Annotated in this window: 25 protein-coding genes; 12 read left to right on the forward strand and 13 right to left on the reverse strand. The window is 68.4% G+C overall.

From position 1 onward, the window contains the following. The first annotated feature begins 8 nt into the window (after positions 1 to 8). On the forward strand, positions 9 to 443 hold the full coding sequence (locus tag AC3ANJ_RS08450) for a DUF6325 family protein (RefSeq protein ID WP_488319076.1): 435 nt from the start codon (positions 9 to 11) through the stop codon (positions 441 to 443). Position 444: 1 nt separating this feature from the next. Continuing rightward, a complete protein-coding gene (locus AC3ANJ_RS08455; protein WP_488319077.1) occupies positions 445 to 801 on the forward strand; it encodes an SHOCT domain-containing protein in 357 nt (118 codons plus the stop codon). Between the two features lie 61 nt (positions 802 to 862). Here AC3ANJ_RS08455 and AC3ANJ_RS08460 read toward each other — a convergent pair whose 3' ends face one another. Continuing rightward, a complete protein-coding gene (locus AC3ANJ_RS08460; protein WP_406245437.1) occupies positions 863 to 1,378 on the reverse strand; it encodes a septum formation family protein in 516 nt (171 codons plus the stop codon). Between the two features lie 120 nt (positions 1,379 to 1,498). After that, entirely contained in the window at positions 1,499 to 2,065 is a 567-nt protein-coding gene (gene def, locus AC3ANJ_RS08465; RefSeq protein ID WP_488319078.1) for a peptide deformylase, read from the reverse strand. Positions 2,066 to 2,126: 61 nt separating this feature from the next. Here def and AC3ANJ_RS08470 point away from each other — a divergent pair, with 61 nt between their 5' ends. Beyond that, complete coding sequence (locus tag AC3ANJ_RS08470; RefSeq protein WP_488319246.1) at positions 2,127 to 3,149, forward strand: DMT family transporter; 1,023 nt, start codon at positions 2,127 to 2,129, stop codon at positions 3,147 to 3,149. On the opposite strand, the gene pgl is transcribed toward AC3ANJ_RS08470, so the two are convergent. The 6 genes from pgl to tkt are packed head-to-tail and all read right to left on the reverse strand — an operon-like array spanning position 3,143 to position 11,245. After that, a complete protein-coding gene (pgl, locus tag AC3ANJ_RS08475) occupies positions 3,143 to 3,931 on the reverse strand; it encodes a 6-phosphogluconolactonase (RefSeq protein ID WP_488319079.1) in 789 nt (262 codons plus the stop codon). The genes AC3ANJ_RS08470 and pgl overlap by 7 nt on opposite strands. After that, positions 3,928 to 4,863 (reverse strand): glucose-6-phosphate dehydrogenase assembly protein OpcA, encoded by a 936-nt coding sequence (locus AC3ANJ_RS08480; RefSeq protein ID WP_488319080.1) that lies wholly within the window; start codon positions 4,861 to 4,863, stop codon positions 3,928 to 3,930. The genes pgl and AC3ANJ_RS08480 overlap by 4 nt, the downstream gene beginning before the upstream one ends. Next, on the reverse strand, positions 4,860 to 6,407 hold the full coding sequence (gene zwf, locus AC3ANJ_RS08485; protein WP_488319081.1) for a glucose-6-phosphate dehydrogenase: 1,548 nt from the start codon (positions 6,405 to 6,407) through the stop codon (positions 4,860 to 4,862). Before zwf ends, AC3ANJ_RS08480 begins: the two co-directional genes overlap by 4 nt. A gap of 22 nt (positions 6,408 to 6,429) precedes the next feature. After that, on the reverse strand, positions 6,430 to 8,037 hold the full coding sequence (locus AC3ANJ_RS08490; protein ID WP_488319082.1) for a glucose-6-phosphate isomerase: 1,608 nt from the start codon (positions 8,035 to 8,037) through the stop codon (positions 6,430 to 6,432). Continuing rightward, positions 8,034 to 9,146 (reverse strand): transaldolase, encoded by a 1,113-nt coding sequence (gene tal / locus AC3ANJ_RS08495; RefSeq protein ID WP_488319083.1) that lies wholly within the window; start codon positions 9,144 to 9,146, stop codon positions 8,034 to 8,036. The genes AC3ANJ_RS08490 and tal overlap by 4 nt, the downstream gene beginning before the upstream one ends. Further along, the gene (gene tkt / locus AC3ANJ_RS08500) at positions 9,143 to 11,245 is read right to left on the reverse strand and encodes a transketolase (RefSeq protein ID WP_488319084.1); all 2,103 of its coding nucleotides are present in this window, start codon (positions 11,243 to 11,245) and stop codon (positions 9,143 to 9,145) included. Before tkt ends, tal begins: the two co-directional genes overlap by 4 nt. A gap of 252 nt (positions 11,246 to 11,497) precedes the next feature. On the opposite strand from tkt, the gene AC3ANJ_RS08505 reads away from it, so the two are divergent. Further along, positions 11,498 to 12,418 carry a heme o synthase gene (locus AC3ANJ_RS08505; RefSeq protein WP_406250565.1) on the forward strand — a complete coding sequence of 307 codons (921 nt, stop codon included), beginning with the start codon at positions 11,498 to 11,500 and terminating at the stop codon, positions 12,416 to 12,418. Between the two features lie 58 nt (positions 12,419 to 12,476). Here the strand turns inward: AC3ANJ_RS08505 and AC3ANJ_RS08510 are convergent, their stop codons facing one another. Together AC3ANJ_RS08510 and AC3ANJ_RS08515 are read right to left on the reverse strand one after the other, a co-directional pair. Then, positions 12,477 to 12,899, reverse strand: a complete 423-nt coding sequence (locus tag AC3ANJ_RS08510) for a hypothetical protein (RefSeq protein WP_488319085.1) — start codon at positions 12,897 to 12,899, stop codon at positions 12,477 to 12,479. Positions 12,900 to 12,981: 82 nt separating this feature from the next. Beyond that, entirely contained in the window at positions 12,982 to 14,064 is a 1,083-nt protein-coding gene (locus AC3ANJ_RS08515; protein ID WP_488319086.1) for a COX15/CtaA family protein, read from the reverse strand. Positions 14,065 to 14,297: 233 nt separating this feature from the next. Between AC3ANJ_RS08515 and sufB the strand changes: the two genes are divergently transcribed. From sufB to AC3ANJ_RS08555, 8 genes are read left to right on the forward strand one after another with little or no spacing between them, the layout of a single operon-like run. Then, on the forward strand, positions 14,298 to 15,716 hold the full coding sequence (sufB, locus tag AC3ANJ_RS08520) for a Fe-S cluster assembly protein SufB (RefSeq protein WP_060926112.1): 1,419 nt from the start codon (positions 14,298 to 14,300) through the stop codon (positions 15,714 to 15,716). Beyond that, positions 15,717 to 16,922: a Fe-S cluster assembly protein SufD gene (gene sufD, locus AC3ANJ_RS08525; protein ID WP_488319087.1), complete on the forward strand. Its 1,206-nt coding sequence runs from the start codon at positions 15,717 to 15,719 to the stop codon at positions 16,920 to 16,922. Continuing rightward, complete coding sequence (locus AC3ANJ_RS08530; protein ID WP_406245426.1) at positions 16,919 to 17,245, forward strand: non-heme iron oxygenase ferredoxin subunit; 327 nt, start codon at positions 16,919 to 16,921, stop codon at positions 17,243 to 17,245. Before sufD ends, AC3ANJ_RS08530 begins: the two co-directional genes overlap by 4 nt. After that, complete coding sequence (sufC, locus tag AC3ANJ_RS08535; protein WP_488319088.1) at positions 17,246 to 18,016, forward strand: Fe-S cluster assembly ATPase SufC; 771 nt, start codon at positions 17,246 to 17,248, stop codon at positions 18,014 to 18,016. It abuts the gene before it with no gap. Positions 18,017 to 18,025: 9 nt separating this feature from the next. Continuing rightward, positions 18,026 to 18,355: a metal-sulfur cluster assembly factor gene (locus tag AC3ANJ_RS08540; protein WP_013586729.1), complete on the forward strand. Its 330-nt coding sequence runs from the start codon at positions 18,026 to 18,028 to the stop codon at positions 18,353 to 18,355. Between the two features lies 1 nt (position 18,356). Continuing rightward, positions 18,357 to 19,502 carry a MalY/PatB family protein gene (locus AC3ANJ_RS08545; protein ID WP_488319089.1) on the forward strand — a complete coding sequence of 382 codons (1,146 nt, stop codon included), beginning with the start codon at positions 18,357 to 18,359 and terminating at the stop codon, positions 19,500 to 19,502. Continuing rightward, positions 19,499 to 20,875: an MFS transporter gene (locus AC3ANJ_RS08550; RefSeq protein ID WP_488319090.1), complete on the forward strand. Its 1,377-nt coding sequence runs from the start codon at positions 19,499 to 19,501 to the stop codon at positions 20,873 to 20,875. Before AC3ANJ_RS08545 ends, AC3ANJ_RS08550 begins: the two co-directional genes overlap by 4 nt. Then, positions 20,872 to 21,192 (forward strand): CHY zinc finger protein, encoded by a 321-nt coding sequence (locus AC3ANJ_RS08555; protein WP_488319091.1) that lies wholly within the window; start codon positions 20,872 to 20,874, stop codon positions 21,190 to 21,192. The genes AC3ANJ_RS08550 and AC3ANJ_RS08555 overlap by 4 nt, the downstream gene beginning before the upstream one ends. On the opposite strand, the gene AC3ANJ_RS08560 is transcribed toward AC3ANJ_RS08555, so the two are convergent. From AC3ANJ_RS08560 to AC3ANJ_RS08570, 3 genes are all read right to left on the reverse strand, one after another. After that, complete coding sequence (locus tag AC3ANJ_RS08560) at positions 21,146 to 22,468, reverse strand: acyltransferase family protein (protein ID WP_488319092.1); 1,323 nt, start codon at positions 22,466 to 22,468, stop codon at positions 21,146 to 21,148. The two genes, AC3ANJ_RS08555 and AC3ANJ_RS08560, sit on opposite strands and share 47 nt — an antisense overlap. A gap of 100 nt (positions 22,469 to 22,568) precedes the next feature. Then, positions 22,569 to 23,237, reverse strand: coding sequence for a response regulator (locus AC3ANJ_RS08565; RefSeq protein ID WP_488319093.1), 669 nt, complete (start codon positions 23,235 to 23,237; stop codon positions 22,569 to 22,571). Continuing rightward, positions 23,234 to 24,604: a histidine kinase gene (locus tag AC3ANJ_RS08570; protein ID WP_488319094.1), complete on the reverse strand. Its 1,371-nt coding sequence runs from the start codon at positions 24,602 to 24,604 to the stop codon at positions 23,234 to 23,236. Before AC3ANJ_RS08570 ends, AC3ANJ_RS08565 begins: the two co-directional genes overlap by 4 nt.

Consider the following 24,604-nt stretch of genomic DNA (forward strand, 5'->3'; position numbering starts at 1 on the left):
GGAATCACATGGTCGACTTCCGTTTCGGTCCCGTCGAGCTGTATCTCGTCGGGTTCGAGGGAGAGCGTCCCGACCCGGCGGCGCTCGAAGCTCTCACCGACCTGCTCGCCAGCGGTCTCGTCCGCCTTCTCGACTTCGTACTCGTCTCGAAGTCCGAGGACGGCGATCTCGAGGTCATCGAGGTGGATGCCGAGGCGGACGCGCTCGGACTCGGCGGAGTCGAGATCCACGCCGCCGGTATCGCCGGTGGTGAGGACATCGACGAGTTCGCCGAGCTCATCCCGGCCGGCGGTTCCGCCGCGCTCGTCGTGCTCGAGCTCACCTACGCCCGCACGCTCGCGGAGCGCTTCAACGCCTCAGGTGGCGTCCTGCTGCGCAGCGAGCGCGTTCCAGCCCCCATCGTGAACGCGATGGTCGACATCCTCGAGAACGAAGGAGAATGACATGCCGCTTCGCAGAATGGGACGCCCGGGTCTGATCGGACTCGCCGCACGCACCGCCGTCGTCGCCGGTACGGCGTCGGCCGTATCCGGCGGAATCGCGCGCAACCAGCAGGCCAAGGCGCAGTCGCAGTACGAGCAGCAGCAGTACGAAGCCGCGCAGCAGCAGGCTCAGATCGACGCCGCGGCTCAGGCAGCCGCTGCGCAGTACGCCGCGCCGGCCGCCCCAGCGGTTCCGGCGGCTCCGGCACCTGCAGGCAACGACATGCTCGCCCAGTTGCAGCAGCTCGCCGCGCTCAAGGATGCCGGTGTGCTGTCGGACGAGGAGTTCGCGGCGGCCAAGGCCAAGCTGCTCTCCTGAGCCGTGTTCACGAAGAACGGCCCCGCCGATGGCGGGGCCGTTCTCGGTGAAGGAATGCGTGTCAGCGTGCGCTGGCCTTGAGCGTGCCTTCGACGTCGCCCGCCGGGTCGTAGATCAGGCACTGCACGAGACGGTCATCGCCCTGGGTCCAACTGGACTCGGTCGGCTCGTACCACGTGAGATCCAATGCAGACTCCTCATACGCGAGACCGACGAATTCTCCGAAAGCCGGGAGGCACTGAGCCTCGACCTCGGCCTGGATCGCATCGGCGCCTGGGAACTCCCCGTCGGCGAGTTCGAACTCGTGATAGACCTCGTAGCCATGCGGCTCGGCGCACGGCACGACGTCCGCATCTGTCTGCTCGGTGCTCGACATGGCGTCCGCGGGCATGCAGTCGCCGACCTTCAGCGAGAAGATGTCGATGTTCGACTCCTCGGTGACCTCGCCGGTCTCCTCATCGCGCGGCGCATCGCCCGAGATCAGGTTGCTGATCGTGCTGCACCCCGTCAGCGCGATGCTCAGCGCGACCGCCGAGCCCGCCAACGCGAGCGCGCGGCGCGTACGAAGCTTCATCATTGTTTCCCCCTCCAGAGATTCAGGCGCGGGAAAAGAATGCCCCCGCCCTTGAACGCTATCCAGGACTTTCCCTGTGATGCAACTTTGAAGAGCCGATGAGGAGGCTGTACGCGGTCGAGCTCAGGCCTCGAGGTCGTCGATTCCCGGCGTCCAGCTGCGCCCCGGCTTACCCCAGCCGCGCTTGCGCGCGATCTTCTGCACGGTCTTCCAATCGCCGTCGGAGAGCCGGTCGACGTAGAGGATGCCGTCCAGGTGATCGAACTCGTGCTGCATGATCCGTGCGCGCCAGCCGTCCACCTCGATGCGGACGTCCGCGCCGTCGAGATCGAGACCGGTCACGAGCACGCGGTCGGCGCGACGGAGCGGGAAACGCTCGCCGGGGAACGACAGACATCCTTCGGATTCCTCGTCGGGGTCGGGGGAACCAGGCTCAGGCGGGCTCATCCACAGCACCGGGTTGACGAGGACGCCGCGCCACGGACGATCCTCATCGTCGACGTAGGCGTACGTGTAGATCCGCAGAGCGACGCCGACCTGGGGCGCGGCGAGACCGACGCCTGGCGCGGCATCCATGGTCTCGAACATGTCGGCGACGAGAGTGCGGATCTCATCGGTGATCTCGTCGACTTCGACGGCGGGGGAGTGCAGGACGGGATCGCCCATGATGCGAATCGGAAGAACAGCCACGCCACAACCCTAATGCGCGCCGGGTGCCCGGTAAGGTCGTACTGTGAGCGCGGGGGTGTGGATGGCGGAGATCGACGTCAGCGACCAGCTGGTCGGTGTGTTCGCCAACCCTGGTCTTCTGCTCGGCATCCCACTGGCTCTGGCTGGCGCGGTGTTCATGTCGCTCGGTGCGCAGTATCAGCACCGCGGCGTCGAGAAGGTCGAACGGCTCAGCGGCTCGGACGGAGCCACCGGCCTCAGCATGAATCAGATCAAGCGGCTGCTGACGCGCCCGTCCTGGCTCGTCGGCACGTTGATGCTCGGCCTGGCCGTCATCTGCCAGCTGGCGGCGCTGGCCGTCGCACCGCTGATCGTGGTGCAGCCGCTCGGCGCGATCGCGCTCGTCATCACGACGCTTCTGAACGCCCGGATCACGGGGCACGCGCCGACCAGGCAATCGCTCACCGCCATCTTCGCGTGCGTGGGCGGCATCTTCATCTTCGTGTTCTTCGCCGCGATCTACGCCGTCGAGAAGGAGATAACGAACACCGAGCTCTTCACGATCCTCGCGATCCTGCTCGTCGTCATCATCCTGCTCGGCGCCTGCTGGCTGATCCTCCGCCACCGCATGCGCGCGCTGTTCTACGTGGTCGGCGCCGGCATCCTGTACGGCTTCGTCGCGACGCTCGCCAAGGCCGTCATCACGCGCGTGCAGGACGGCGCGTTCGACTGGATCACGCTGGTGTGCGTGATCGCGCTGATCGCGGCCGCGGCGGTCGGCGCCTACTTCGTCCAGACCGCGTACAGCTCCGGCCCGCCGGACCTCGTGATCGCCGGCCTGACGGTCGTCGACCCGCTGGTCGCCGTGCTGATCGGCGTGATCGTGCTCGGTGAGGCGGATGCCGCTCCGACGTGGGTGATGTTCGCGTTCCTGATCTCCGGTGCCATCGCCGTCTGGGGCGTGATCGGACTGGCACGCTTCCATCCGCAGCTGCTCAGCGAGAGCCAGGAGCTGGGCCTCAAGCGGGGCAGCGGCGGCGGAGCGACGCCCGAAGCGCCTCGGGATGCCGGGGATGAACCACCGGCATCCGATCGCGATCAGTAGGTCTGATCGAAGAGGTCAGGAGAGACCTCGGACGCGGCGGCCTCGTCGACGAAGAACACCGTGCGCTTGCGGCCCTTGGCACCGGCGGCCGGCACGTTGGCGTAGTTCGCTCCGGCGAGTGCGAGGCCGAGAGCCGACGCCTTGTCGGCGCCCGTGAGTACGAGCCAGACGCGTTTGGAGGCGTTCAGCACCGGGCGGGTCAGCGTGACGCGCTCGGGCGGCGGCTTGGGGGAGTCGCGCACCGCCAGGGCAGCGGCATCGGTCACCGTGACCTCGGGGCGGTCGGGGAAGAGCGACGCGATGTGCCCATCAGGGCCGACACCGAGGAAGCACACCGCGAACGACGGCCACGGCTGCTCGTCGGAGCCGAACCGTGCGAGCTCCGCGGCATAGGCCTGTGCGGCCTCGTCTAGACTCAGCCCGCTGTCCGAGGCTGCGACCTCGTGCACGTTCTCGGCCGGGACGGGGATGTGATCCAACAGGGCGCTGCGCGACTGCAGGGCATTGCGGTCGGCATCCGCACGGGCGACGTAGCGCTCGTCGCCCCACCAGAAGTGCACCAGCGACCAGTCGATCTCGCCGACGCGAGGGTGGACGCGGACCGCGCCGAGCACGGCACCGCCCATGGAACCGCCGGTCAGGGCGATGTGCGCGATCCGACCGTTCCTCGTCCGGGCGCGAACCCGGGCGAGGAAGCGATCGGCGACGCGGTCGGCCAGTGCCTGCGGTGTCGCCTCGACGACGACGGTCTTCTCCACGGCAGCAGCCTCCCTGGTGCTCATGCTGCGGACGCTGGCGGACCCAGCTTCTCCCAGCCCTCGGTGATGACTCGACCGTACAGGACGTCGGGGTCGAGGCGACGCAGCTCCTCCGCGAGGCACTCTCGCAGCGTGCGACGCGGCAGGTGCAGGTCGTGGTCGGGCTGACCGGGCTGGGTCAGAACCGCTGTACCCGGCACAGGGCGCTCGAGCAGGATGTCGCCCGAGGGCCGCGTCAGGCGGACCGACTTGATGCCCTCCGACCAGAGCTCGGGATCCTCGTACGCCCAGGTGACCGGAACGTCCAGCGCGAGTCCCAGCCAGCTGGCGAGCAGCGCTGTGGACGGAGACGAGACCGATCCGCGCACCTCGACGGCCGTCACTGACTCGAACGGCGGCTGATCCAGCACGGCGGCGAGCTGCTCGCGCCAGTGGGTCAGCCGGGTCCATGCGAGGTCGGTGTCGCCGGGGGAGTGCTCCTGACCGAGCGTCCCGAGTCGGTCGCGGACGTCGACGGATGCCGCGGCATCCGTGATCCGACGCTGGGCGATGCGTCCGAGCGGTGAGGAGGCAGGGTCGGCCGGTGCCTCTTCAGGCCACCAGGCCACGACAGGTGCGTCCGGCAGCAGCAGGCCTGTGACGAGGCTCTCCGCGTTGCTGGCAGCGTCGCCGAAGGCGCGCAGCACCACGACCTCACTCGCTCCGGCATCCCCGCCGACGCGGATCTGCGCGTCGAGGTGGGAGTCGCCGTCGCCGACGGTGAGCACGATGACGCGCATCGGGTGCTCGCGCGAGGCGTCGTTGGCCGCGTCGATCGCGGCCTCCGCGACACCGTTGCGGGCGGCGATGATGAGCGTCAGCACGCGCCCGAGGGCGACGGCGCCGCCCTCTTCGCGCACGCTGACGAGCTTCTTGGCGACCTGGCTGATGGTCGTGTCGGGAAGGTCGATGATCACGGTCGTCTCCAGACTCGTCCGTCGCGTTCCAGGAGGGCGTCGGCGGATGCCGGGCCCCACGATCCGGGCGCGTACTGCTCCAGCGAGCTGTCCTGTGCGGCCCAGTACTTCTCGAACGGATCCAGGATCTTCCAGCTGAGCTCGACCTCCTCGTGCCGCGGGAACAGGGGAGGATCTCCCAGCAGCACGTCGAGGATGAGGCGCTCGTACGCCTCAGGGCTGGCCTCGGTGAAGGCGTGGCCGTAGCCGAAGTCCATCGTCACGTCGCGGACGTTGGTGCCGTTGCCCGGCACCTTCGAACCGAAGCGGATCGTGACGCCCTCGTCGGGCTGCACACGGATCACGAGGGCGTTCTGCCCGAGCTCAGCGGCATTGGAACGGCCGAACAGGTGTTCGGGGGCGCGCTTGAACACGACGGCGACCTCGGTCACACGGCGTCCGAGACGCTTTCCGGTGCGCAGGTAGAACGGCACTCCGGCCCACCGGCGCGTGGCGATCTCGACCTTGATCGCGGCATACGTCTCGGTGGTGGACTGCGGGTGCATCCCCTCCTCGCCGAGGAAGGAGTTCACCTGCTCACCGCCCTGCCAACCACCGTCGTACTGACCGCGCGCCTGGGCGAGCGACAGATCCTCCGGAAGGCTGACGGCCGCGAGGACCTTCTCCTTCTCCGCGCGCAGGTGCTCGGCGGAGAGGGAGATCGGCTCCTCCATGGCGGTGAGCGCGAGCAGCTGCAACAGGTGGTTCTGGATGACATCGCGTGCGGCGCCGACACCGTCGTAGTAGCCGGCACGGCCGCCGACGCCGATGTCCTCGGCCATCGTGATCTGCACGTGGTCGACGTAGTTGCGGTTCCAGATCGGCTCGTACAGCTCGTTCGCGAAGCGCAGCGCCAGGATGTTCTGGACCGTCTCCTTGCCGAGGTAGTGGTCGATGCGGAAGATCGAGTCGGCCGAGAACGCGACCTCGAGAGCCTGGTTCAGCTCACGAGCGGACTCGAGGTCGTGCCCGAACGGCTTCTCGATGACGACGCGACGCCAGTGGTCGTCGCCGTCCTCGTCGCCGACGAGGCCCGACTCCTTCAGCTGGCGCGCCACGACGGGGAATGCCTTCGGCGGAATCGAGAGGTAGAACGCGTGATTGCCCATCGTCCCGCGTTCGACGTCCAGCTTCTCGACGGTCTCGCGCAGACGCGCGAACGCGGCGGGATCGTCGAACTCGCCCGAGACGAAGCGGATGCCCTGCAGCAGCTGCTGCCAGGTCTCCTCGCGGAACGGGGTGCGCGCATGCTGCTTGACGGCGTCGTAGACGACCTTCGCGAAGTCCTGATCCTCCCAGTCGCGGCGTGCGAAGCCGACGAGGGCGAACCCCGGCGGCAGCAGGCCGCGATTGGCCAGGTCATAGACGGCGGGCATGAGCTTCTTGCGCGACAGGTCGCCGGTCACACCGAAAATCACGAGGGCGCTGGGCCCCGCGATCCGGTTGAGACGGCGATCGTCGGGATCGCGCAACGGGTTGTGCCCGCGCGTAACAGGGACAGACATCGGTGGGGGATTCTCCTGTGAGCTACTTCTGAGCGGCTTCGAAAAGGGAGAGCACGTCGGCGGCGGAGTCCGTGATGGTCAGGGACACCACCGGTCGCCCGTGCTCGGCGAGGACAGCGGCATCGCCGGCGGCCTGCGCCTCGATGAGCTGTCCGAATGTGAAGGGACGGTCGGGGATCTCGAGATCCACATCCGTGCGCTCCAGAATCTGCAGGAACACGCCCTGTTCCGGTCCGCCCTTGTGGTACTGACCGGTGGAGTGCAGGAACCGAGGGCCCCAGCCGAACGTGGTCGGGCGACCGGAGTCGGCGGCGATCAGCTCGCGGAGGCCGGGCAGCTGCGTCAGTTCGAGGCGGTTGACGTAGGCCTGGACAGACACATAGCCGTCTTCCGGCAGCTGCGCCCAGAGAGCATCGAGGACGCCTTCGAGCGTTCCGGATGCCGCCAGGGCCGCGTCGCTGACGCGGACCTCGACGTCGTTCTCGACGAACGCCGGTGCGGTCGCCTCCGGGCGCGCATCGAGCAGACCACGAGCGGCGATCTTGGCGGATTCGACGTCGGGCTGGTCGAACGGGTTGATCCCCAGCAGGTGACCGGCGATCGCCGTGGCGTACTCCCAGACGATGAAGTTCGCGCCGAGCGTTCCGCTGACGAGAATCTCGCCGGGGTGGCGCTCGTGCAGGTGGAACTCGTTGGCGTCGTCGACGAGACGCACGATCTGCAGGTCGGCCGGCAGGGGGTCCAGCTCGGGCGAGACAGGCAGAAGCACGACGGGCAGAATCCCCGTGCCCTCCTTGCCGGTGGATTCGGCGATCAGCTGCTCGATCCAGTCGGGCAGGCCGTCGATGTGCGTGCCGTCCGTGATCAGGCCGAGCTTGTCCCGGCGCGGCGCGGTGCCGGCGATTGCCGCGGCCAGGCGCAGTGCCGGGTTGGAGGCCTCATCGACCGCGACCTCGAGCAGCGATGCCTCTGCCTCATCCAGCAGCTCGGACACGTCGACGCCGGCGAGACCGGACGGGACGAGGCCGAACGCGGTGAGAGCCGAGTAGCGGCCGCCCACGTTCGGGTCCGCGTTGAAGACGCGGTAGCCGGCCTCGCGGGCCGAGACATCCAGGGGCGAACCCGGGTCGGTGACGACGACGATGCGCTCGGTCGGGTCGATGCCGAGGTCGCGGAACGCGGCCTCGAACGTCCGACGCTGCGAATCCGTCTCGACAGTCGATCCGGACTTCGACGAGACCACGAGCGCGGTGCGCTCGAGGCCCTCGTCGAGAGCCGCCAGCACCTGACCCGGCGCCGTCGAGTCGAGGATCGTGAGCGGCACGCCAGCCGTCTGCGCGATGACCTCCGGCGCGAGCGACGAGCCGCCCATGCCGGCGAGCACCACGCGGTCGACGCCCTTGGCGTTCAGTTCGGCTCGCAGCGCCGTGATCTCCGCGATCAGCGGCCTTGAGATCGACACCGCCTCGACCCAGCCGAGACGGACGGAGGCCTCGGCCTCGGCCGCCTCGCCCCAGACCGTCGCATCACCGGAGGTGATCCGGGACGCGATGAGGTCGCCGACGAGGCCGGGAACGACCTCGTCGATGGCGACCTTCGGCGCGCCGGTGGCGTGCAGGGAGAATGTCATCGCTGGGCTTCCAGGCCGGCGGCGACCTGGTTGAGCAGATCGTGCCACGAGTCGATGAACTTCGCGACGCCCTCGTCCTCAAGGACCTGGGTGACATCGTCGAAGTCGACTCCGACCTCGGCCAGACCGGCGAAGACCGCCTTGGCCTCGTCGTAGCCGCCGGTGATGGTGTCGCCCGTGATCACGCCGTGGTCGAACGTGGCCTCGAGGGTCTTCTCCGGCATCGTGTTGACGACGCCGTGAGCGACGAGTTCCGTGACGTACAGCGTGTCGGGGAGAGCGGGGTCCTTGACGCCCGTCGACGCCCACAGCGGACGCTGCAGGTTCGCACCGGCATCCAGCAGCGCCTTGGCGCGATCGCCGGCGAACGTCTGCTCGAACAGTTCGTAGGCCAGGCGAGCGTTGGCCAGCCCTGCCTTGCTCTTGAGCGCGAGCGCCTGCTCGGTGCCGATCTCGACGAGACGCTTGTCGGTCTCGGTGTCGACGCGCGACACGAAGAACGACGCGACCGACTGGATCGTCGACAGGTCGATGCCGGCGGCCTTGGCGGTCTCGAGACCGGTCAGGTAGGCGTCGATGACCGCGGCGTAGCGCTCGAGGCTGAAGATCAGCGTGACGTTCACGCTGATGCCGGCACCGATCGCCTGCGCGATGGCCGGGAGGCCGGCCTTCGTCGCGGGGATCTTCACGAGGAGGTTCGGACGATCGATCTTCGCCCACAGCTCCTTGGCCTGCGCCACGGTGCCGTCGGTGTCGTGCGCGAGGTCGGGGGAGACCTCGATCGAGACGCGGCCGTCGACGTGGCCGGAGGCCTCCCACACCGGGCGGAACACGTCCAGAGCTGCGCCGACATCCTGCGTCGTCGCGGCGAAGACGGCCTCTTCGGCTGTCGCACCGGACGCGGCGAGCTCGGTGACCTGAGCATCGTAGGACGTGTCATCCGGGTTCGTGATCGCGTTCGCGAAGATGGTCGGGTTGGTGGTCACGCCGGTGACGTTGCGGGACTCGATCAGCTCGGCGAGGTTGCCGGAGTTGATGCGCGTGCGCGAGAGGTCGTCCAGCCAGATGCTGACGCCCGCGTCGTGGAGCTGGGCTGTGGGGGTGCTCATGCGTTCTCCTTGATGGTCTCGCGTGCCGCCTCGACGACGGCCTCGGCGGTGATGCCGAACTTCTGGAACAGGGTCTTGTAGTCAGCGGAAGCACCGAAGTGGTCGATGCCGACCGAGCGGCCCCTGTCGCCGACGATGCCGCGCCAGGTGAGCACGGAGCCGGCCTCGACGGACACGCGAGCGGTGACGGCGGCCGGCAGGACCGACTCGCGGTACTCGGCATCCTGCTCGGCGAACCACTCCAGCGACGGAGCGGACACGACGCGGGCGTTCACGCCCTCGGCAGCCAGCGTCTCGCGGGCGGAGACCGCCAGCTGCACCTCGGAGCCGGTCGCGATGAGGATGACGTCCGGGGTGCCGTTCGGCGCCTCGGCCAGCACGTACGCGCCCTTGGCGGTGTTGGTGGCAGACGCGAAGACCTCGCCGGATGCCGCGCCTTCGCCGCGAGCGACGTTCGGCACGTTCTGACGGGTGAGGGCGATGCCGACAGGGCCACCGTGGCGCTTCAGGATCTCCAGCCATGCGGCCGCGGTCTCGTTGCCGTCCGCCGGGCGCACGACTGTGAAGTTCGGGATGGCGCGGAGCGTCGCGAGCTGCTCGATCGGCTGGTGGGTCGGCCCATCCTCGCCCAGGGCGACGGAATCGTGCGTCCAGACGAAGATGCTCGGGATGTCCATCAGAGCGGCCAGACGCACCGCGGGGCGCATGTAGTCGCTGAAGATGAGGAACGTGCCGCCGAACGAGCGCGTCTTGCCGTGCAGCGTGATGCCGTTGAGGATCGAGCCCATCGCGTGCTCGCGGATGCCGAAGTGCAGCACGCGGCCGTAGGGGCTGCCCGACCAGTCGTGCGTGGACCACTCGGCGGGGATGAACGATGCCGCGGGCGAGATCGTGGTGTTGTTGGAACCCGCCAGGTCGGCCGAGCCGCCCCACAGCTCGGGGAGCTCCGGTGCGAGGGCGTTGATGACCTTGCCCGACGCGGCGCGCGTGGACACCTCGGTGCCGCCCTCGAAGACGGGGAGGACGTTCTCGATGCCGTCGGGGAGCGCCTGCGCTTCGAGACGGTCCAGCAGCGCCTTGCGCTCCGGGTTGGCCGCCGCCCAGGCGTCGAAGTCGGCTTGCCATGCGGCGCGCGCCTCTGCGGCACGGCCGGCGAGCTCACGGGTGTGCGCGATGACGGCATCCTCGACGACGAAGCTCTTCTCGGGGTCGAAGCCGAGGACCGTCTTGGTCGCCGCGACCTCGTCCGCTCCGAGCGCATTGCCGTGCACGGATTCGGTGCCCTTCTTGTTGGGCGCCGGGTAGCCGATGATCGTCTTCAGGATGATCAGAGTGGGCTTGCCGGTCTCGGCCTTGCCCTCCTCGATCGCGTCGACGAGCTCCTGGGCATCCTCGATGTACTCGCCGGTGCGGGTCCAGTCGACCGACAGCACCTGCCATCCGTACGAGCGGTAGCGCGCGGCGACGTCCTCGGTGAACGAGACGTTCGTGTCACCCTCGATCGAGATCTGGTTCGAGTCGTAGATCGCGATCAGGTTGCCGAGCTGCTGGTGGCCCGCGAGCGATGAGGCCTCGCTGGTCACGCCCTCCTGCAGGTCGCCGTCGCCGGCGATCACGTAGACGTGGTGGTCGAACGGGCTGGTGCCTTCGGCCGCCTCGGGGTCGAACAGACCGCGCTCGTAGCGAGCGGCGTAGGCGAAGCCGACCGCGGACGCGAGGCCCTGTCCGAGCGGGCCGGTGGTGATCTCGACACCCTTGGTGTGGCCGTACTCCGGGTGACCGGGGGTCAGCGAGCCCCAGGTGCGCAGCGCTTCGAGGTCTTCGAGCTCGAGCCCGAAGCCACCGAGGTAGAGCTGCACGTACTGGGTGAGCGAGGAGTGACCCACCGAGAGGATGAAGCGGTCGCGACCGAGCCAGTCCGTGTCGGTCGGGTCGTGGCGGAGAACCCGCTGGTAGAGGAGGTAGGCCACCGGGGCGAGGCTCATGGCCGTACCGGGGTGACCGTTACCGACCTTCTGAACGGCGTCAGCCGCCAGGATTCGTGCGGTATCCACCGCACGTCGATCGATCTCTTCCCACTGCAATTGCGACACGGTCATGCCCTTTCCGACAATTTCGAGGGCGCCCGAATTCCCTGGCGCTCCGCATCGTCACGGAGAGTTGCACAGCGCCGGGCGCGCGAGTGGTTTTCAGCATAGCGGGCTTGTTTCTCTCACAACGCGTGTCTTACGGAGTGAGGTAATAATCGTGTGACCGGTCACGGTCCGAGGCGCCGAACGCGCAGGGAACCGGCGCGGCAGCACGGGTGCCGTAGACTGGACCCGGTATGGCGCTTTCGCGCGGAGGAGGGGATCGAGATCTCGACGCAGACGCAGTCGGTCGCACCTGAGCACTCGCTCGGACGCACGGTGAAGGCGTACATCGCCCTTACCAAGCCCCGTGTCCTTGAGCTTCTGCTGGTGTCCACCGTTCCAGTGATGTTCCTCGCAGAGGGCGGGCTCCCCGATCTCTGGCTCGTTCTGGCGACCGTGGTCGGCGGCGCGATGAGCGCAGGCTCTGCAGCCGCGTTCAACATGTATCTCGACCGCGACATCGACGCGCACATGCACCGGACCGAGAACCGGCCTCTCGTCACCGGGGCGGTCACGCCCCGTGGTGCGCTCATCTTCTCGTGGACGCTGGCCGTCGTCTCGACGGTCTGGCTGTGGCTGACGACGAACTGGCTCGCGGCGACGCTGTCGGCGGTGGCGATCTTCTTCTACGTCGTGATCTACACGATGATCCTCAAGCGCCGCACCGAGCAGAACATCGTCTGGGGTGGCATCGCCGGGTGCTTCCCCGTCCTCATCGGCTGGTCCGCAGTGACGGAGTCGCTGGACTGGCCCGCGTTCATCCTGTTCGTCCTCGTGTTCCTGTGGACCCCGCCGCACTACTGGCCGCTGTCCATGAAGTACAAAGACGACTATGACGACGTCGACGTTCCCATGCTGGGCGTGACGCGTCGCGCGTCGCAGGTGGGACTGCAGGTCATCCTCTACGCCTGGGCGACCGTCGCCTGTTCGCTGCTGCTGATCCCGGTCGCAGGCATGGGGTTGGTGTACTCGGTGTCGGCTGTCGTCTTCGGCGGCTGGTTCATCTACGAGTCGCACCGCCTCTACAACCGTGCGGTGCGGGGGACCGAGCCGCGCCCGATGCGCGTGTTCCACGCATCCATCACGTACCTGACGCTGATCTTCGTCGCCGTCGCGATCGACCCTCTGCTGCCGTTCTGACGCGGAATCCACTGCGCCCCGCAGCCGATCCGTTCGGCTGCGGGGCGCAGTGCTGCGATCAGCGTGCGGCGACGGAATCAGCGTCGGCAGGCCGCTCGGCATCCTGAGCCGGTGCGGTGGCCGAGTCGTCGGCCGCCGCGAGCTCGTCCGCGTTCGGAGACGCGTCGTCGTCGGCATCCGCGGCCGTCCAGTCGATCGCTTCGATGACCGGTGCTGCCGCTCGGGGGATGAGGGCCTTCGCCGCCGCCAGCGCCAGGGCGAGGAACAGCCCGATGATCCCGCCGGCGACCAGCGCGCCGCCGAAGACGACCCATGCCTGCCCGGCGTACACCTCGACTCCGGTGGCGGTGCCGTCCAGGAGCGTCGTGGTCATCACCCCGATCTGATCCGTGGTGATCCAGGCGCCGAGCCCGAGCGAGGCGAGGGAGAGGACCAGCAGAAGCCAGTACGGGATGCTGCGGATGAGTGCCGTGTTCTTCATGCCGGCCACTCTGCGCGACGCATCGATGAGCGAGGTATGCGGCACCTATGAGTGCGGTGTGCGCCGTGCGCGACCGCGCCTGTCAGTCGACGTCGACCGGCTTCTTGAGGTTGAGCACCACGACCGTGTAGGCGGCGGCGGACAGTGAAGCGAGCACCATGTGGATGCCGACGAGGATCTCCGGCAGGCCGTCTCTGGCCTGCCAGACGCCGACGGCGATCTGGACGAGGATCGCGCCGGCGAGCACGAGCAGCCAGCGCCGCACGGGCAGCTTCAGCATCCAGGCGGAGACGGTGAGCGCTGCGACGAGCGCGGCGAGGATGTATCCCGGCCAGGAATGCACGTGCGCGAGGATCGTCGCATCGAAGCCGGTGCGGACGATATCGGCGTCACCGGAGTGGGGTCCTGATCCGGTCGTGAGGACACCGAAGAAGATCGTCGCCGCGAGTGCGAGTCCTGTCACGTGGGTGAGGATCGCGAACCACCGCGGGACGGCGCGTTCGCGTGCACCCGGCGCGGCGTACAGCCTCACGAGGTAGGCGGCCGTGACGCAGACCAGCAGCAGCGACGAGACGTAGTGGAAGCCGACGACGAAGGCGTTCAGATCGGTGACGACGGCGAGGCCGCCGACGACGGCCTGCGCCATGACGCCGGCGAGGACGATCCACGCGAGCATCGACAGATCGCGGCGCCGCGTGGTGCGGCGCACGGAATCGATCATCGCGACGAGGACGGCGATCAGCAGGGCGCCGGAGAAGAACCCGAAGGCGGGCAGTCCGAACGGCGCCGTCACGGCGTAGGCGATCACCGCGACGACGACGCCGCCGATGGCGAACCACACGGCCCGCTTCACCAGCGCGGCGCCGCCGATCGCGGCCAGCGTGAGCAGCAGCACGGCGAGCGCCAGGATGCCCACGAGACCGGTCATGGTCCGGTTGCCGAACTCGATGATGCCGTGGATGCCCTGCTCGGGCAGCGGCACGAGCGACTCAGGTGTGCACAGCGGCCACTCCGAGCAGCCGAGGCCCGATCCCGTCAGACGTACGGCGCCGCCGGTGCCGATGATGATGACCTCGGCGAGGAACGAGAGCCAGGCGAGGACACGCAGCGGTGCCCCGATCACGATCCGGGTATCGGCGGAGGACGTGGCGGAACTCGTGAGCATGGGGCCTCCGGCTCGCGCTCTGTTACCCGAGCGCGGCCCGGATGACAGGGGGAACCTGTAGAATCGGATTGTTGCGATGCGCGCATACAGCGCGAGATGCATCACCAACAGTTTAGGCGCGATGAACGCGTCGTGATGAGGGCTCCACAGCGGCATCCAACCCCGGTCACTCGACGGGGCTACGGCATGCCGGAGCGGATGACACCGCCAGGGCCCTACGAGGAGAGTGTGACATGTCGGATGTGCTGATCGACCGCCCGGAGCTGGATGGCCTGGGGGTGTACGAGTTCGGCTGGCACGATGAGGATGCCGCCGGAGCAATCGCCAAACGCGGCATCTCCGAAGAGGTGGTCCGCGGAATCTCGGCGCTCAAGCACGAACCCGAATGGATGCTGAAGACCCGTCTCAAGGGCTATCAGCTCTTCGGGCGCAAGCCGATGCCGACCTGGGGTGCGGACCTCAGCGAGATCGACTTCGACAACATCAAGTACTTCGTGCGCTCCACCGAGAAGCAGGCGCAGTCCTGGGAGGACCTTCCGGCGGAGATCCGCGAGACCTATGAGCGTCTCGGGATCCCCGAGGCGGAGCGCCAGCGTCTCGTCGCCGGTGTCGCCGCGCAGTACGAGTCCGAGGTCGTCTACCACCAGATCCGCGAGGACCTGGAGCAGCAGGGCGTCATCTTCATGGACACCGACACCGCGCTGCGCGAGCACCCCGAGTTCTTCGAGGAGTACTTCGGCACCGTGATCCCGGCCGGCGACAACAAGTTCGCCGCGCTGAACACGGCCGTCTGGTCCGGCGGATCGTTCGTCTACGTCCCCAAGGGCGTGCACGTCGAGATCCCGCTGCAGGCGTACTTCCGCATCAACACCGAGAACATGGGTCAGTTCGAGCGGACGCTGATCATCGCGGACGAGGACAGCTACGTCCACTACATCGAGGGCTGCACGGCCCCGATCTACAAGTCGGACTCGCTGCACTCGGCCGTCGTCGAGATCATCGTGAAGAAGAACGCCCGCGTGCGCTACACGACGATCCAGAACTGGTCGAACAACGTCTACAACCTGGTCACCAAGCGCGCCGTCGCCCATGAGGGCGCGACCATGGAATGGGTCGACGGCAACATCGGGTCCAAGGTGACGATGAAGTACCCGTCGATCTACCTGATGGGCGAGCACGCCAAGGGCGAGACGCTCTCGGTCGCCTTCGCAGGCCCCGGTCAGCACCAGGATGCCGGCGCGAAGATGATCCACATGGCGCCGTACACGCAGTCCTCGATCGTCTCGAAGTCGATCGCGCGCGGCGGTGGCCGCGCCGGCTACCGCGGCGAGGTCCGTGTCGACGCCAACGCGCACCACTCGGCCAACACCGTCCGATGCGACGCGCTGCTGGTCGACACCAAGTCCCGCTCCGACACGTACCCCGCGATCGACATCCGGGTCGACGACGTGCAGCTGGGCCACGAGGCCACGGTCTCGAAGGTGAGCGAGGAGCAGCTGTTCTACCTGCAGTCCCGCGGCATGCCGGAGGACGAGGCCATGGCGATGATCGTGCGCGGCTTCATCGAGCCGATCGCGCGCGAGCTGCCGATGGAATACGCGATGGAACTCAACAAGCTCATCGAAATGGGCATGGAAGGATCGGTCGGCTGAATGGCGGCCCAGGCGACAGCGCCCGCTGAGGCGCAGGATACGAACGCGCACATCGACCCCGCCGCTCAGGTCGCGGACGCCGGATTCGTCCCCGTCCAGACCCGTTCCGAGCGCCCGCGGTCCTTCGACCCGGATGACTTCGGGATCCCGAACGGTCGAGAGGTCAACTGGAAGCACACGCCGGTCGCACGCGTGAAGCCGCTGTTCGCAGCGGCGGAGCAGAACGACGGCGTGACCTACGAGGCCGTCAGCGGCGCCGAGTTCGTCTCGACGCCGTTGGCCGCCGGCACCGCGCCGCGCGGTGAGTTCTTCGTCCCAGAGGACGTCGTCTCGGCCATCGCGTGGCAGGGTTCGACCGAGGGGCTCCACGTGCGGATTCCGCGGGAGACCGAGGTCTCCGAACCGGTGGTCATCGCGATCACCGGTCAGGGCGCCGAGCGTCGCGCCGACGCGCACATCGTGATCGAGGCGCTGGAGCACAGCGCCTCGACCGTCGTGCTGCGTCACTCCGGCTCTGCCCAGTACGCGCAGAACGTCGAGATCATCGCACGGGCGGGTTCGCGCCTGTCGGTGGTCACCGTGCAGCAGTGGGAGGACGACGCCGTGCACGCGGCATCCCACCAGGCGCGCGTGGACGCAGACGCCCAGCTGAAGCACTTCGTCGTCACCTTCGGCGGCGGCGTCGTGCGGGTGAACCCGAACCTCGAGTTGAGCGGCAACGGCGCGGAGGGCCGGATGTACGGCCTCTCCTACGCAGACGCCGGTCAGCACTTCGAGAGCCAGGTCTACCTGCACCACAAGGGTGCGCACACCGTCGGCGACGTGCTCTACAAGGGTGCGCTGCAGGGCGAGAGCGCGCACAGCGTCTGGATCGGCGACGTGCTCATCGGACCGGACGCCACGGCGACGGACTCGTACGAGGCCAACCGCAACCTGGTGCTGACCGAGGGCGCCCGAGCCGATTCGATCCCGAACCTCGAGATCCAGACCGGCGACATCCTCGGGGCCGGCCACGCGAGCGCCACAGGGCGCTTCGACGACGAGCAGCTGTTCTATCTGCAGGCCAGAGGGATCACCGAGGAGGAGGCACGACGCCTCGTCGTGCTCGGCTTCCTCAGTGACATCGTCCAGCGCCTGGGCATCCCGGCACTCGAGGCCGAACTGCTGGTGGCCGTCGAGGTGGAGCTCGCGGCGGTGAACGCATGACCGCCGAGCGCGTCTGCGGCGTCGGCGACCTCGAAGTCGACGCTCCGCTGCGCGTCGATCCGGCAGGCGTCCCCATCACGGTGATCAAGGATTCCGACGGCGTGATCCACGCCATCGGAGACACCTGCACGCACGGCGACATCTCCCTCTCCGAGGGCTTCGTCGAAGGTGACACGGTCGAGTGCTGGGCGCACGGCTCCGCCTTCTCGCTGCTCACCGGCAAGCCCCAGAACCTCCCCGCTTTCGAGCCCGTTCCGGTCTACGTCGTCGAGATCGACGGCGACGACGTGCTCATCGACCCCACTGTCATTAAGGAAGTCTGAATGTCTGTTCTCGAGATCCGCGACCTGCACGTGACGGTCGAGACCGATGCCGGGACCACCCCGATCCTCAACGGAATCACGCTCACCATGAACACCGGTGAGACCCACGCCATCATGGGCCCGAACGGCTCGGGCAAGTCCACGCTGGCGTACACGATCGCCGGCCACCCCAAGTACACCGTGACCTCCGGCTCGATCACGTTCGACGGCGAGGACGTCCTGGCGATGTCCGTCGACGAGCGCGCGCGCGCCGGCCTCTTCCTCGCGATGCAGTACCCGGTGGAGATCCCCGGTGTGACCGTCACGAACTTCCTGCGCACGGCCAAGACCGCGCTGGACGGGGAGGCGCCCTCGATCCGCTCCTGGACCAAGGACGTCAAGCAGGCGATGGGCAACCTCCGCATGGACCCGAAGTTCGCGCAGCGCAACGTCAACGAGGGCTTCTCTGGTGGCGAGAAGAAGCGCCACGAGATCCTCCAGCTCGAGGTTCTCAAGCCGAAGTTCGCGGTGCTCGACGAGACCGATTCGGGTCTCGACGTCGACGCGCTGAAGATCGTCTCGGAAGGCGTCAACCGCGCGAAGGAGTCCACCGGACTCGGCGTGCTGCTGATCACGCACTACACCCGCATCCTGCGCTACATCCGTCCCGACTACGTGCACGTGGTCGTGGCGGGCAAGATCGTCGAAGAGGGCGGCCCCGAGCTCGCCGACCGTCTCGAGGACGAGGGCTACGACCGCTTCCTCGACCCCGCCGCTCCCATCGAGGCGTAGGCTGAGGGCATGACCGCGACGCTTGCCCCAGAGAAGTACGACGAGGTCACCGAGGCTCTCAAGGACGTCATGGACCCGGAGCTCGGGATCAATGTCGTCGACCTGGGCCTGATCTACGATCTGGCCTGGGACGACGAGAACGACGCCCTCGTGATCCACATGACCCTGACGAGCGCCGGCTGCCCGCTGACGGACGTGCTCGAGGAGCAGACCGCGCAGGCGCTGGACAACGTCGTCGACCGATTCCGCATCAACTGGGTCTGGATGCCGCCGTGGGGCCCTGAGCGGATCACGGACGACGGGCGCGACATGATGCGTGCGCTCGGCTTCGCGATCTGAGATGAGCGTCACCGCTCTCTCGCTGGAACAGCTGCGCGAACGCTCCAGCGAGAAGTGGCGCGAGTACCCCTCGGACGTTCTCCCGCTGTTCGTGGCGGAGACCGACTTCGCGCTCGCCCCTGAGGTCACGCGCGCGCTCGAGCGCGCGGTGGCCATCGGCGACACCGGGTACATCGCGTCGCGGACGCCCCTGCCGGAAGCCTTCGCCGGGTTCGCCTCTCGGCGTTTCGGGTGGTCGCCCGACCCTGCGCACATGCGGCCGACGGCCGACGTCAGCATGGGGATCGTCGAGATCCTGCGTCGCGTCACATCACCCGGCGATCGCGTCATCGTGAACCCGCCGGTGTACCCGCCGTTCTACGAACTCGTGACCGAGGCCGGCGCCGTGGTCGAACGCGTACCGCTGCGCGACACCGGCTCGGCCTGGGAACTCGATCTCGACGGCATCCGTCGGTCTCTGGAAGCAGGAGCGCGCGCGATCCTGCTGTGCAACCCGCACAATCCCACCGGAACCGTGCACGGTGCGGCGTCGCTCGCTGCGTTGGCCGCCCTGGCCGCGGAGCACGACGCAGCGGTCATCTCGGACGAGATCCACGCGCCGCTCGCGCAACCGGGAACCGGGTTCGCGCCGTTCCTGTCCGTCTCGGACGCGGCGCGTGGGATCGGATACGCCGTGGTGAGCGCGAGCAAGGCGTTCAACCTCGCCGGACTCAAATGCGCGCTGATGGTCACGGCGTCCGACCGGACGACCGGGCTCGTGCGCGACCTGCCCGTCGAGGTCGAGTGGCGCACCGGACAGTTCGGCCTGCTGGCCGCCGTGGCGGCCTTCTCGCCGGCGAGCGACCGGTGGCTCGACGAACTGCTGGTCACGCTCGACGAGAACCGTAGGCTGCTGGCTGATCTGCTCGCCGAGCACCTCCCGCAGGCCCGCTACCGGATTCCGGATGCCGGCTACCTGGCGTGGATCGACCTGAGTGCGCTCGGATGGGGCGACAACCCATCGCGACGGATTCTGCGCGAGGCCAAGGTCGCGCTGCACTTCGGGCCGGCGTTCGGCGCCGAGGGCGCCGGCCACGTCCGGCTGAACTTCGGCACGAGTCCGGAGATCCTCACGGAGGCGATCGAGCGCATCGCGACGCTGAGATGAGCGGTCCGGATGTGACCGGCGAGATCGCGGCGTCCATCTGGGACCGCAGAAGACGCTGGGTGACGCTCGGGGCCGTCGCACTCATCTTTCTGGCCGCGATCGAGGCGCTGGCCGTCACGACCGTCATGCCGGTCGTCAGCGCCGCTCTGGACGGCGAGTCGCTGTACGCCGTCGCATTCGCGGGCACGCTGGCGACCAGTGTGATCGGGATGGTCGCCAGCGGTGCGGCATCCGATGCGAAAGGGCCGCGCGGCGCACTCTACTTGTCCGTCGCGCTGTTCCTCGTGGGGCTCATCGTCTCCGGTGCCGCGGCGACCATGCATCAGTTCCTGATCGGGCGTCTCATCCAGGGGCTGGGAGCCGGAGGCCAGACGGTCGCTCTGTACGTGGTGGTCGCGCGGCTCTACCCCGCTCACCTGCACGGCCGTGTGTTCGCCGCCTTCGCCGCGGCATGGGTCGTGCCGTCGATGATCGGCCCGTTCCTGGCCGGCGCGATCGCGGACTATCTCGATTGGCGCTGGGCCTTCCTCGGCGTCGCGGTGCTCACGGCCGGAGCGTTCGCGATGGTCGCTCTCCGCCTGCGGGGAGTGGACCTGGGCGGGGGAGCGGCGCTTCAGCGCGGCGTCGTGGCGGTGCGACTGATCCTGTCGGTCGTCGTCGCGGTCGCCGCGGTCGCGGTCGGCTTCTCCGCGGATGCGGTCCCTGCGGTGGGATGGCCGATCGCCGCGGTCGCCGTCGTCGTGATCGGGTTCGCGATCCGACCGCTCGTGCCCCGAGGGACCCTGCGCGCTGTACGCGGGCTGCCCAGCGTCGTGCTCATGCGCGGCATGGTCGCCGGTGCGTTCTTCGCCGCCGAGGCCTACATTCCGTACCTGCTCATGGAGCGGTTCGACTTCACCGCGACGCTCGCCGGCATCGCGCTGACCTTCGCGGCGTTCGCGTGGGCCGGTGCCTCGGCGCTGCAGGGCCGCTACGGAGAGCGGCTCGGCAACGGACGGATCGCGGCCATCAGCCTCGGGCTGATCCTCGTCGCGCTGTTCTCCGTGCTGGCGACCGCGGTGCTGGGACTCTCGCCCCTGATCGTCGTGATCGGGTGGGCGTTCGGGGGCGGCGGCATGGGGCTGGTGTATCCGCGACTGACCGTCCTGACCCTGGCGTATTCGAATGCCGGGAACCAGGGCTTCAACTCATCGGCGCTGTCGATCTCGGATTCCGGCGGCTCGGCGGTCGTGATCGCTCTCGCAGGCCTCGGAGTCGCCACGCTCGGGGGCGGTGCCGATGCCTTCTGGTTCGTCTTCGTGTTCGCGATCGCGCTGGTGCTGCTGAGCGCGGTTCCCGGATTCCGACTCGGGCACGCCGCGGAGCGGTCATGACGCGACCGGTCGTGCGGGGCTCGACGGTCGACGAGCAGACGCGCTGCGTCCATTACCGGAGTCCGCTCGACGTGGTCGCCATCCGCTTCGCGTGCTGCGACGACTGGTATCCGTGTCTGCGGTGTCATGACGAGGCCGTCGACCACGGCATCCGCGCCTGGCCCATCCATGCACGCGACGAGCACGCCGTGCTGTGCGGCGAATGCCGGTCGACGCTCTCGATCGGCGCCTATCTCGCAGCCCGGGCGTGCCCGCAGTGCGCCGCGCCCTTCAACCCCGGATGCGTGCTGCATCATCCGGTGTACTTCGAGATGTGACCTCTCCGCGAGCCAGGCGCAGGGCGAGCAGGATCAGCAGGACGGCTGCGAGAGCGGTGCCGGGGTTCGTCCCGACCACGAGCAGGAGCACGATCGCGACGAGGCCGCTGAAGGCCGCGGCCACCAGCCGTCGTGTCGATCCTGCCGGCGGCGTGCGTCGGGATTCCAGCGCGGCGAGAGGCAGCGCGATCAGCGCCGTGATGGCAAGGACCATGGCGAGCCAGAGCGGCCGGGTCAGCCACCATTCGACGCTGCTCGGCTCGGGGAGCGCCGACTGCGACGTGATCGCGAACACGGCCGCACCTCCGGCCATCGCGAGCAGAACCGGCATGTGCCAGAGATAGATGGTCATGGCGCGCTTGTTCACGAACCGCTGGAACCACGCGAGACGCGGACGCCGGCTCCACTCCGACAGGCGGCCGCGGAAGAGGGAGAGGAGCATGGTGTGCGCGACGCCCACGAACAGCAGCGCGGTCGTCGGCGGGTTGATGTTGGCGATGAGGTCGGGGGAGTAGACGCCGGCCGTCATGCCGAACGCGAGCAGGGCGACGGCACCTATGGCGGTCATCACCCGCGTACGGCGCCCGAGAGCATCGATCCGTCCGTCCGCGAGGAAGAATCCCAGTTGCTGCAGGGCCAGCCAGACGAACGCCAGGTTCAGGAATCCGAGGCCCTCGACGCCGGTCGACGACCGCAACGCATCCACAGCCGCTGCGGTGAGCGCGAGCGCACCGATCGTGCGCAGCGGAGCGCGTTCGTGGGCGGCGGCGAGCACAGGCAGCAGTACTTGGCAGAGCAGGAAGACGCCGAGGAACCACAACGGCTGACCGTACCGGTAACCCGCGATATGCAGCAGATCGGCAGGGATGCCGGCGACGGCCAGAGCGATGAGCGCACAGCCCACGAACGAGATCACAGCCAGTGCCGGTACGAGCAGCCGCTGCAGACGCCCGGCGACGAAGGACGCGGCCGTCCCGCCGTGTGCGCGCGCTCGGCGATGGGCTGTCCAGCCGGCGAAGCCGCCGATCACGAAGAACAGAGGCATCACCTGCAGGATCCAGCTCAGCGGTGTGATCCACCACGAGCCCTCCGACGCGTTGGCGAACACCGGGCCGGCTTCCGTCACGGTCACGCCGACCATGAGCGCGTGCAGGATCACGACGGCGGTGACGCACATCGCGCGGACGAGATCGATTCCGGTGTCCCGCACCGAGGCGCGGGGCGGCACGGGTGCGGGTGATGGTGCGGCAGCGATGCGCTGCTCGACGGTGGTCACAGGGGGCCTCCTCTGGTCTGTCCCAGGAGGCTATGGAGCCGGTGGCAGGCGGCACATCACCCCAGGGTGTCGACCGACGCCCTACCGCGGGGTGAGGCGGTCAGGACGGCTCGACGAGACCGGAGTCGTACGCGAAGATCACGGCCTGGACGCGGTCGCGAGCGCCGATCTTGGCGAGCACCTTGCCGACGTGCGTCTTGACGGTCTGCTCCGCGATGAACAGCTCCCGCCCGATCTCGACGTTGGACAGCCCCTGCCCGATGAGCACCAGCACTTCGCGTTCGCGCTCGGTGAGATCGGCGAGCTGCGCGCTCGCGCGCGAGGCACGTGGCTTCTGCGCGGCGAACTGCGCGATCATCCGCCGGGTCACGCTGGGCGCCAGCAGGGCATCGCCGGCTGCGACGACCCGGACGGCCTGCACGAGCTCCTCCGGCAGGGCGTCCTTGAGCAGGAACCCGCTCGCACCGGCCTGGAGCGCGTCGTACACGTAGTCGTCGATGTCGAACGTCGTGAGCATGATGATGCGCGGCACTTTCGCCGCGGGATACGACGTGCCGAGGATCCGCCGGGTGGCCTGGATGCCGTCGAGCTCCGGCATCCGGACGTCCATGAGGATGACGTCGGGGTCCAGGCGGGCGGAGAGCGCGACGGCTTCGGCGCCGTTCGCCGCCTGCCCTGTGACGCTGATGCCTTCGTGCGCGTCGAGAAGTGCGGCGAAGCCCGCCCGCACCATGGCCTGGTCGTCGGCGATGAGGACCTCGATCGTCACAGGGAGCCCTTCTGCATCGGGGACGCCGGGTGGCGCGGGAGCGCTGCGGTCACGGTCCAGCCGCCGTGCGCATCCGGACCTGCTTCCACGCTACCGCCGAGCAGCGCGGAGCGTTCCGTCATGCCGCGCAGGCCGTGGCCTCCTGAGGCCGGTGGTGCTGCCGGGACCGGGGCGTTTCGGACCGTGACGGTCACGGACTCCTCGTCGGAACCCGCCACGACGGTGATTGTCGAACCAGGCGCATGGCGCACTGCATTGCTCAAGGATTCCTGCGTGATCCGGTACGCGGCGATCTGCGTGGCGGCGTCGATGTCTCCGGAGATCGCCATCGACAACCCGACATCCGCTCCGGCGCGCCTGGTCGTCTCCACGAGCCCTGGAATGTCGTCGATACCGCGCTGCGGGGCCAGGTCGGCGGTGTGGTCCTCGGTGCGCAGGATGCCGAGGATGCGACGCATCTCGACGAGCGAGGAGCGCGCGGTCGCGGCGATGTCATCGAACTCCGCTGCGGCTTCCGGAGCGAGATCCGGCACCCGATAGCGGGCCGTGGACGCCTGCACCTGGATGAGCGACATGCTGTGCGCGACGACGTCGTGCAGTTCTCTGGCGATCCTGGTGCGCTCCTCGACGAGTTCGCGCTTCGCCTGCTCTCTGGCGGTGAGGGCTCGTTCGCGCGTGAGTTCGTGGCCGACGCGCAGCCGTCCGGTGATGAGCACCGACAGCAGGTACATGCCTCCGACGACGGAGGTGGTGACGATCAGCGAATTGCCGCTGGCGAATCCGGGCAGCATGAGCGCCGCCGTCAGCCCTGCGGCGGTCCCTGATGCGAACATCACGAGACCCGTCCGCCAGCCGTGCTGGAAGGTGGGGACCACGACCGCGAAGACGAAGGCGAGCAGCATCGGCACCGACCACGGCCACGGGAGGGCGAGCGAGATATCCCGAGGCACCATGAGCGCCATCAGCAGAGCGGATGCCGTGAAGAGGATGATCGCCAGGCTCGGATACCGCATCGAGACCAGCGGAGCGGCGACGAGGGGAGCTGCGAGCAGCATCGTGAAGGCCACGGGGCTGCCGTACTCCGCAGCGTGGACGGGTACGAGCACGGCGTACAACGTGACGGCGATCACGGACAGCAGGACGAGCGTCACGATCTCGCGATCGCGCATCCAGGCCGGAAGCCGGGCGAGGCGCTTCTCGCGCCGATGTGTGCGGGCCTCCCGCTTGGCATGCGCTCTGCGCTGTCCGTCCTCGGCCCTGCGCTGAGCGCGCTCCTGCGCGGCCTGGGCGCGCTGCGCCCGTCGTTCCGGCGAGGTGAGGCGTGTCGAGGATCGGTTCTCCGATCGCGCATTCCGCTTCGCCGTCAT

It is taken from the genome of Microbacterium sp. STRO-1N (assembly GCF_057748015.1).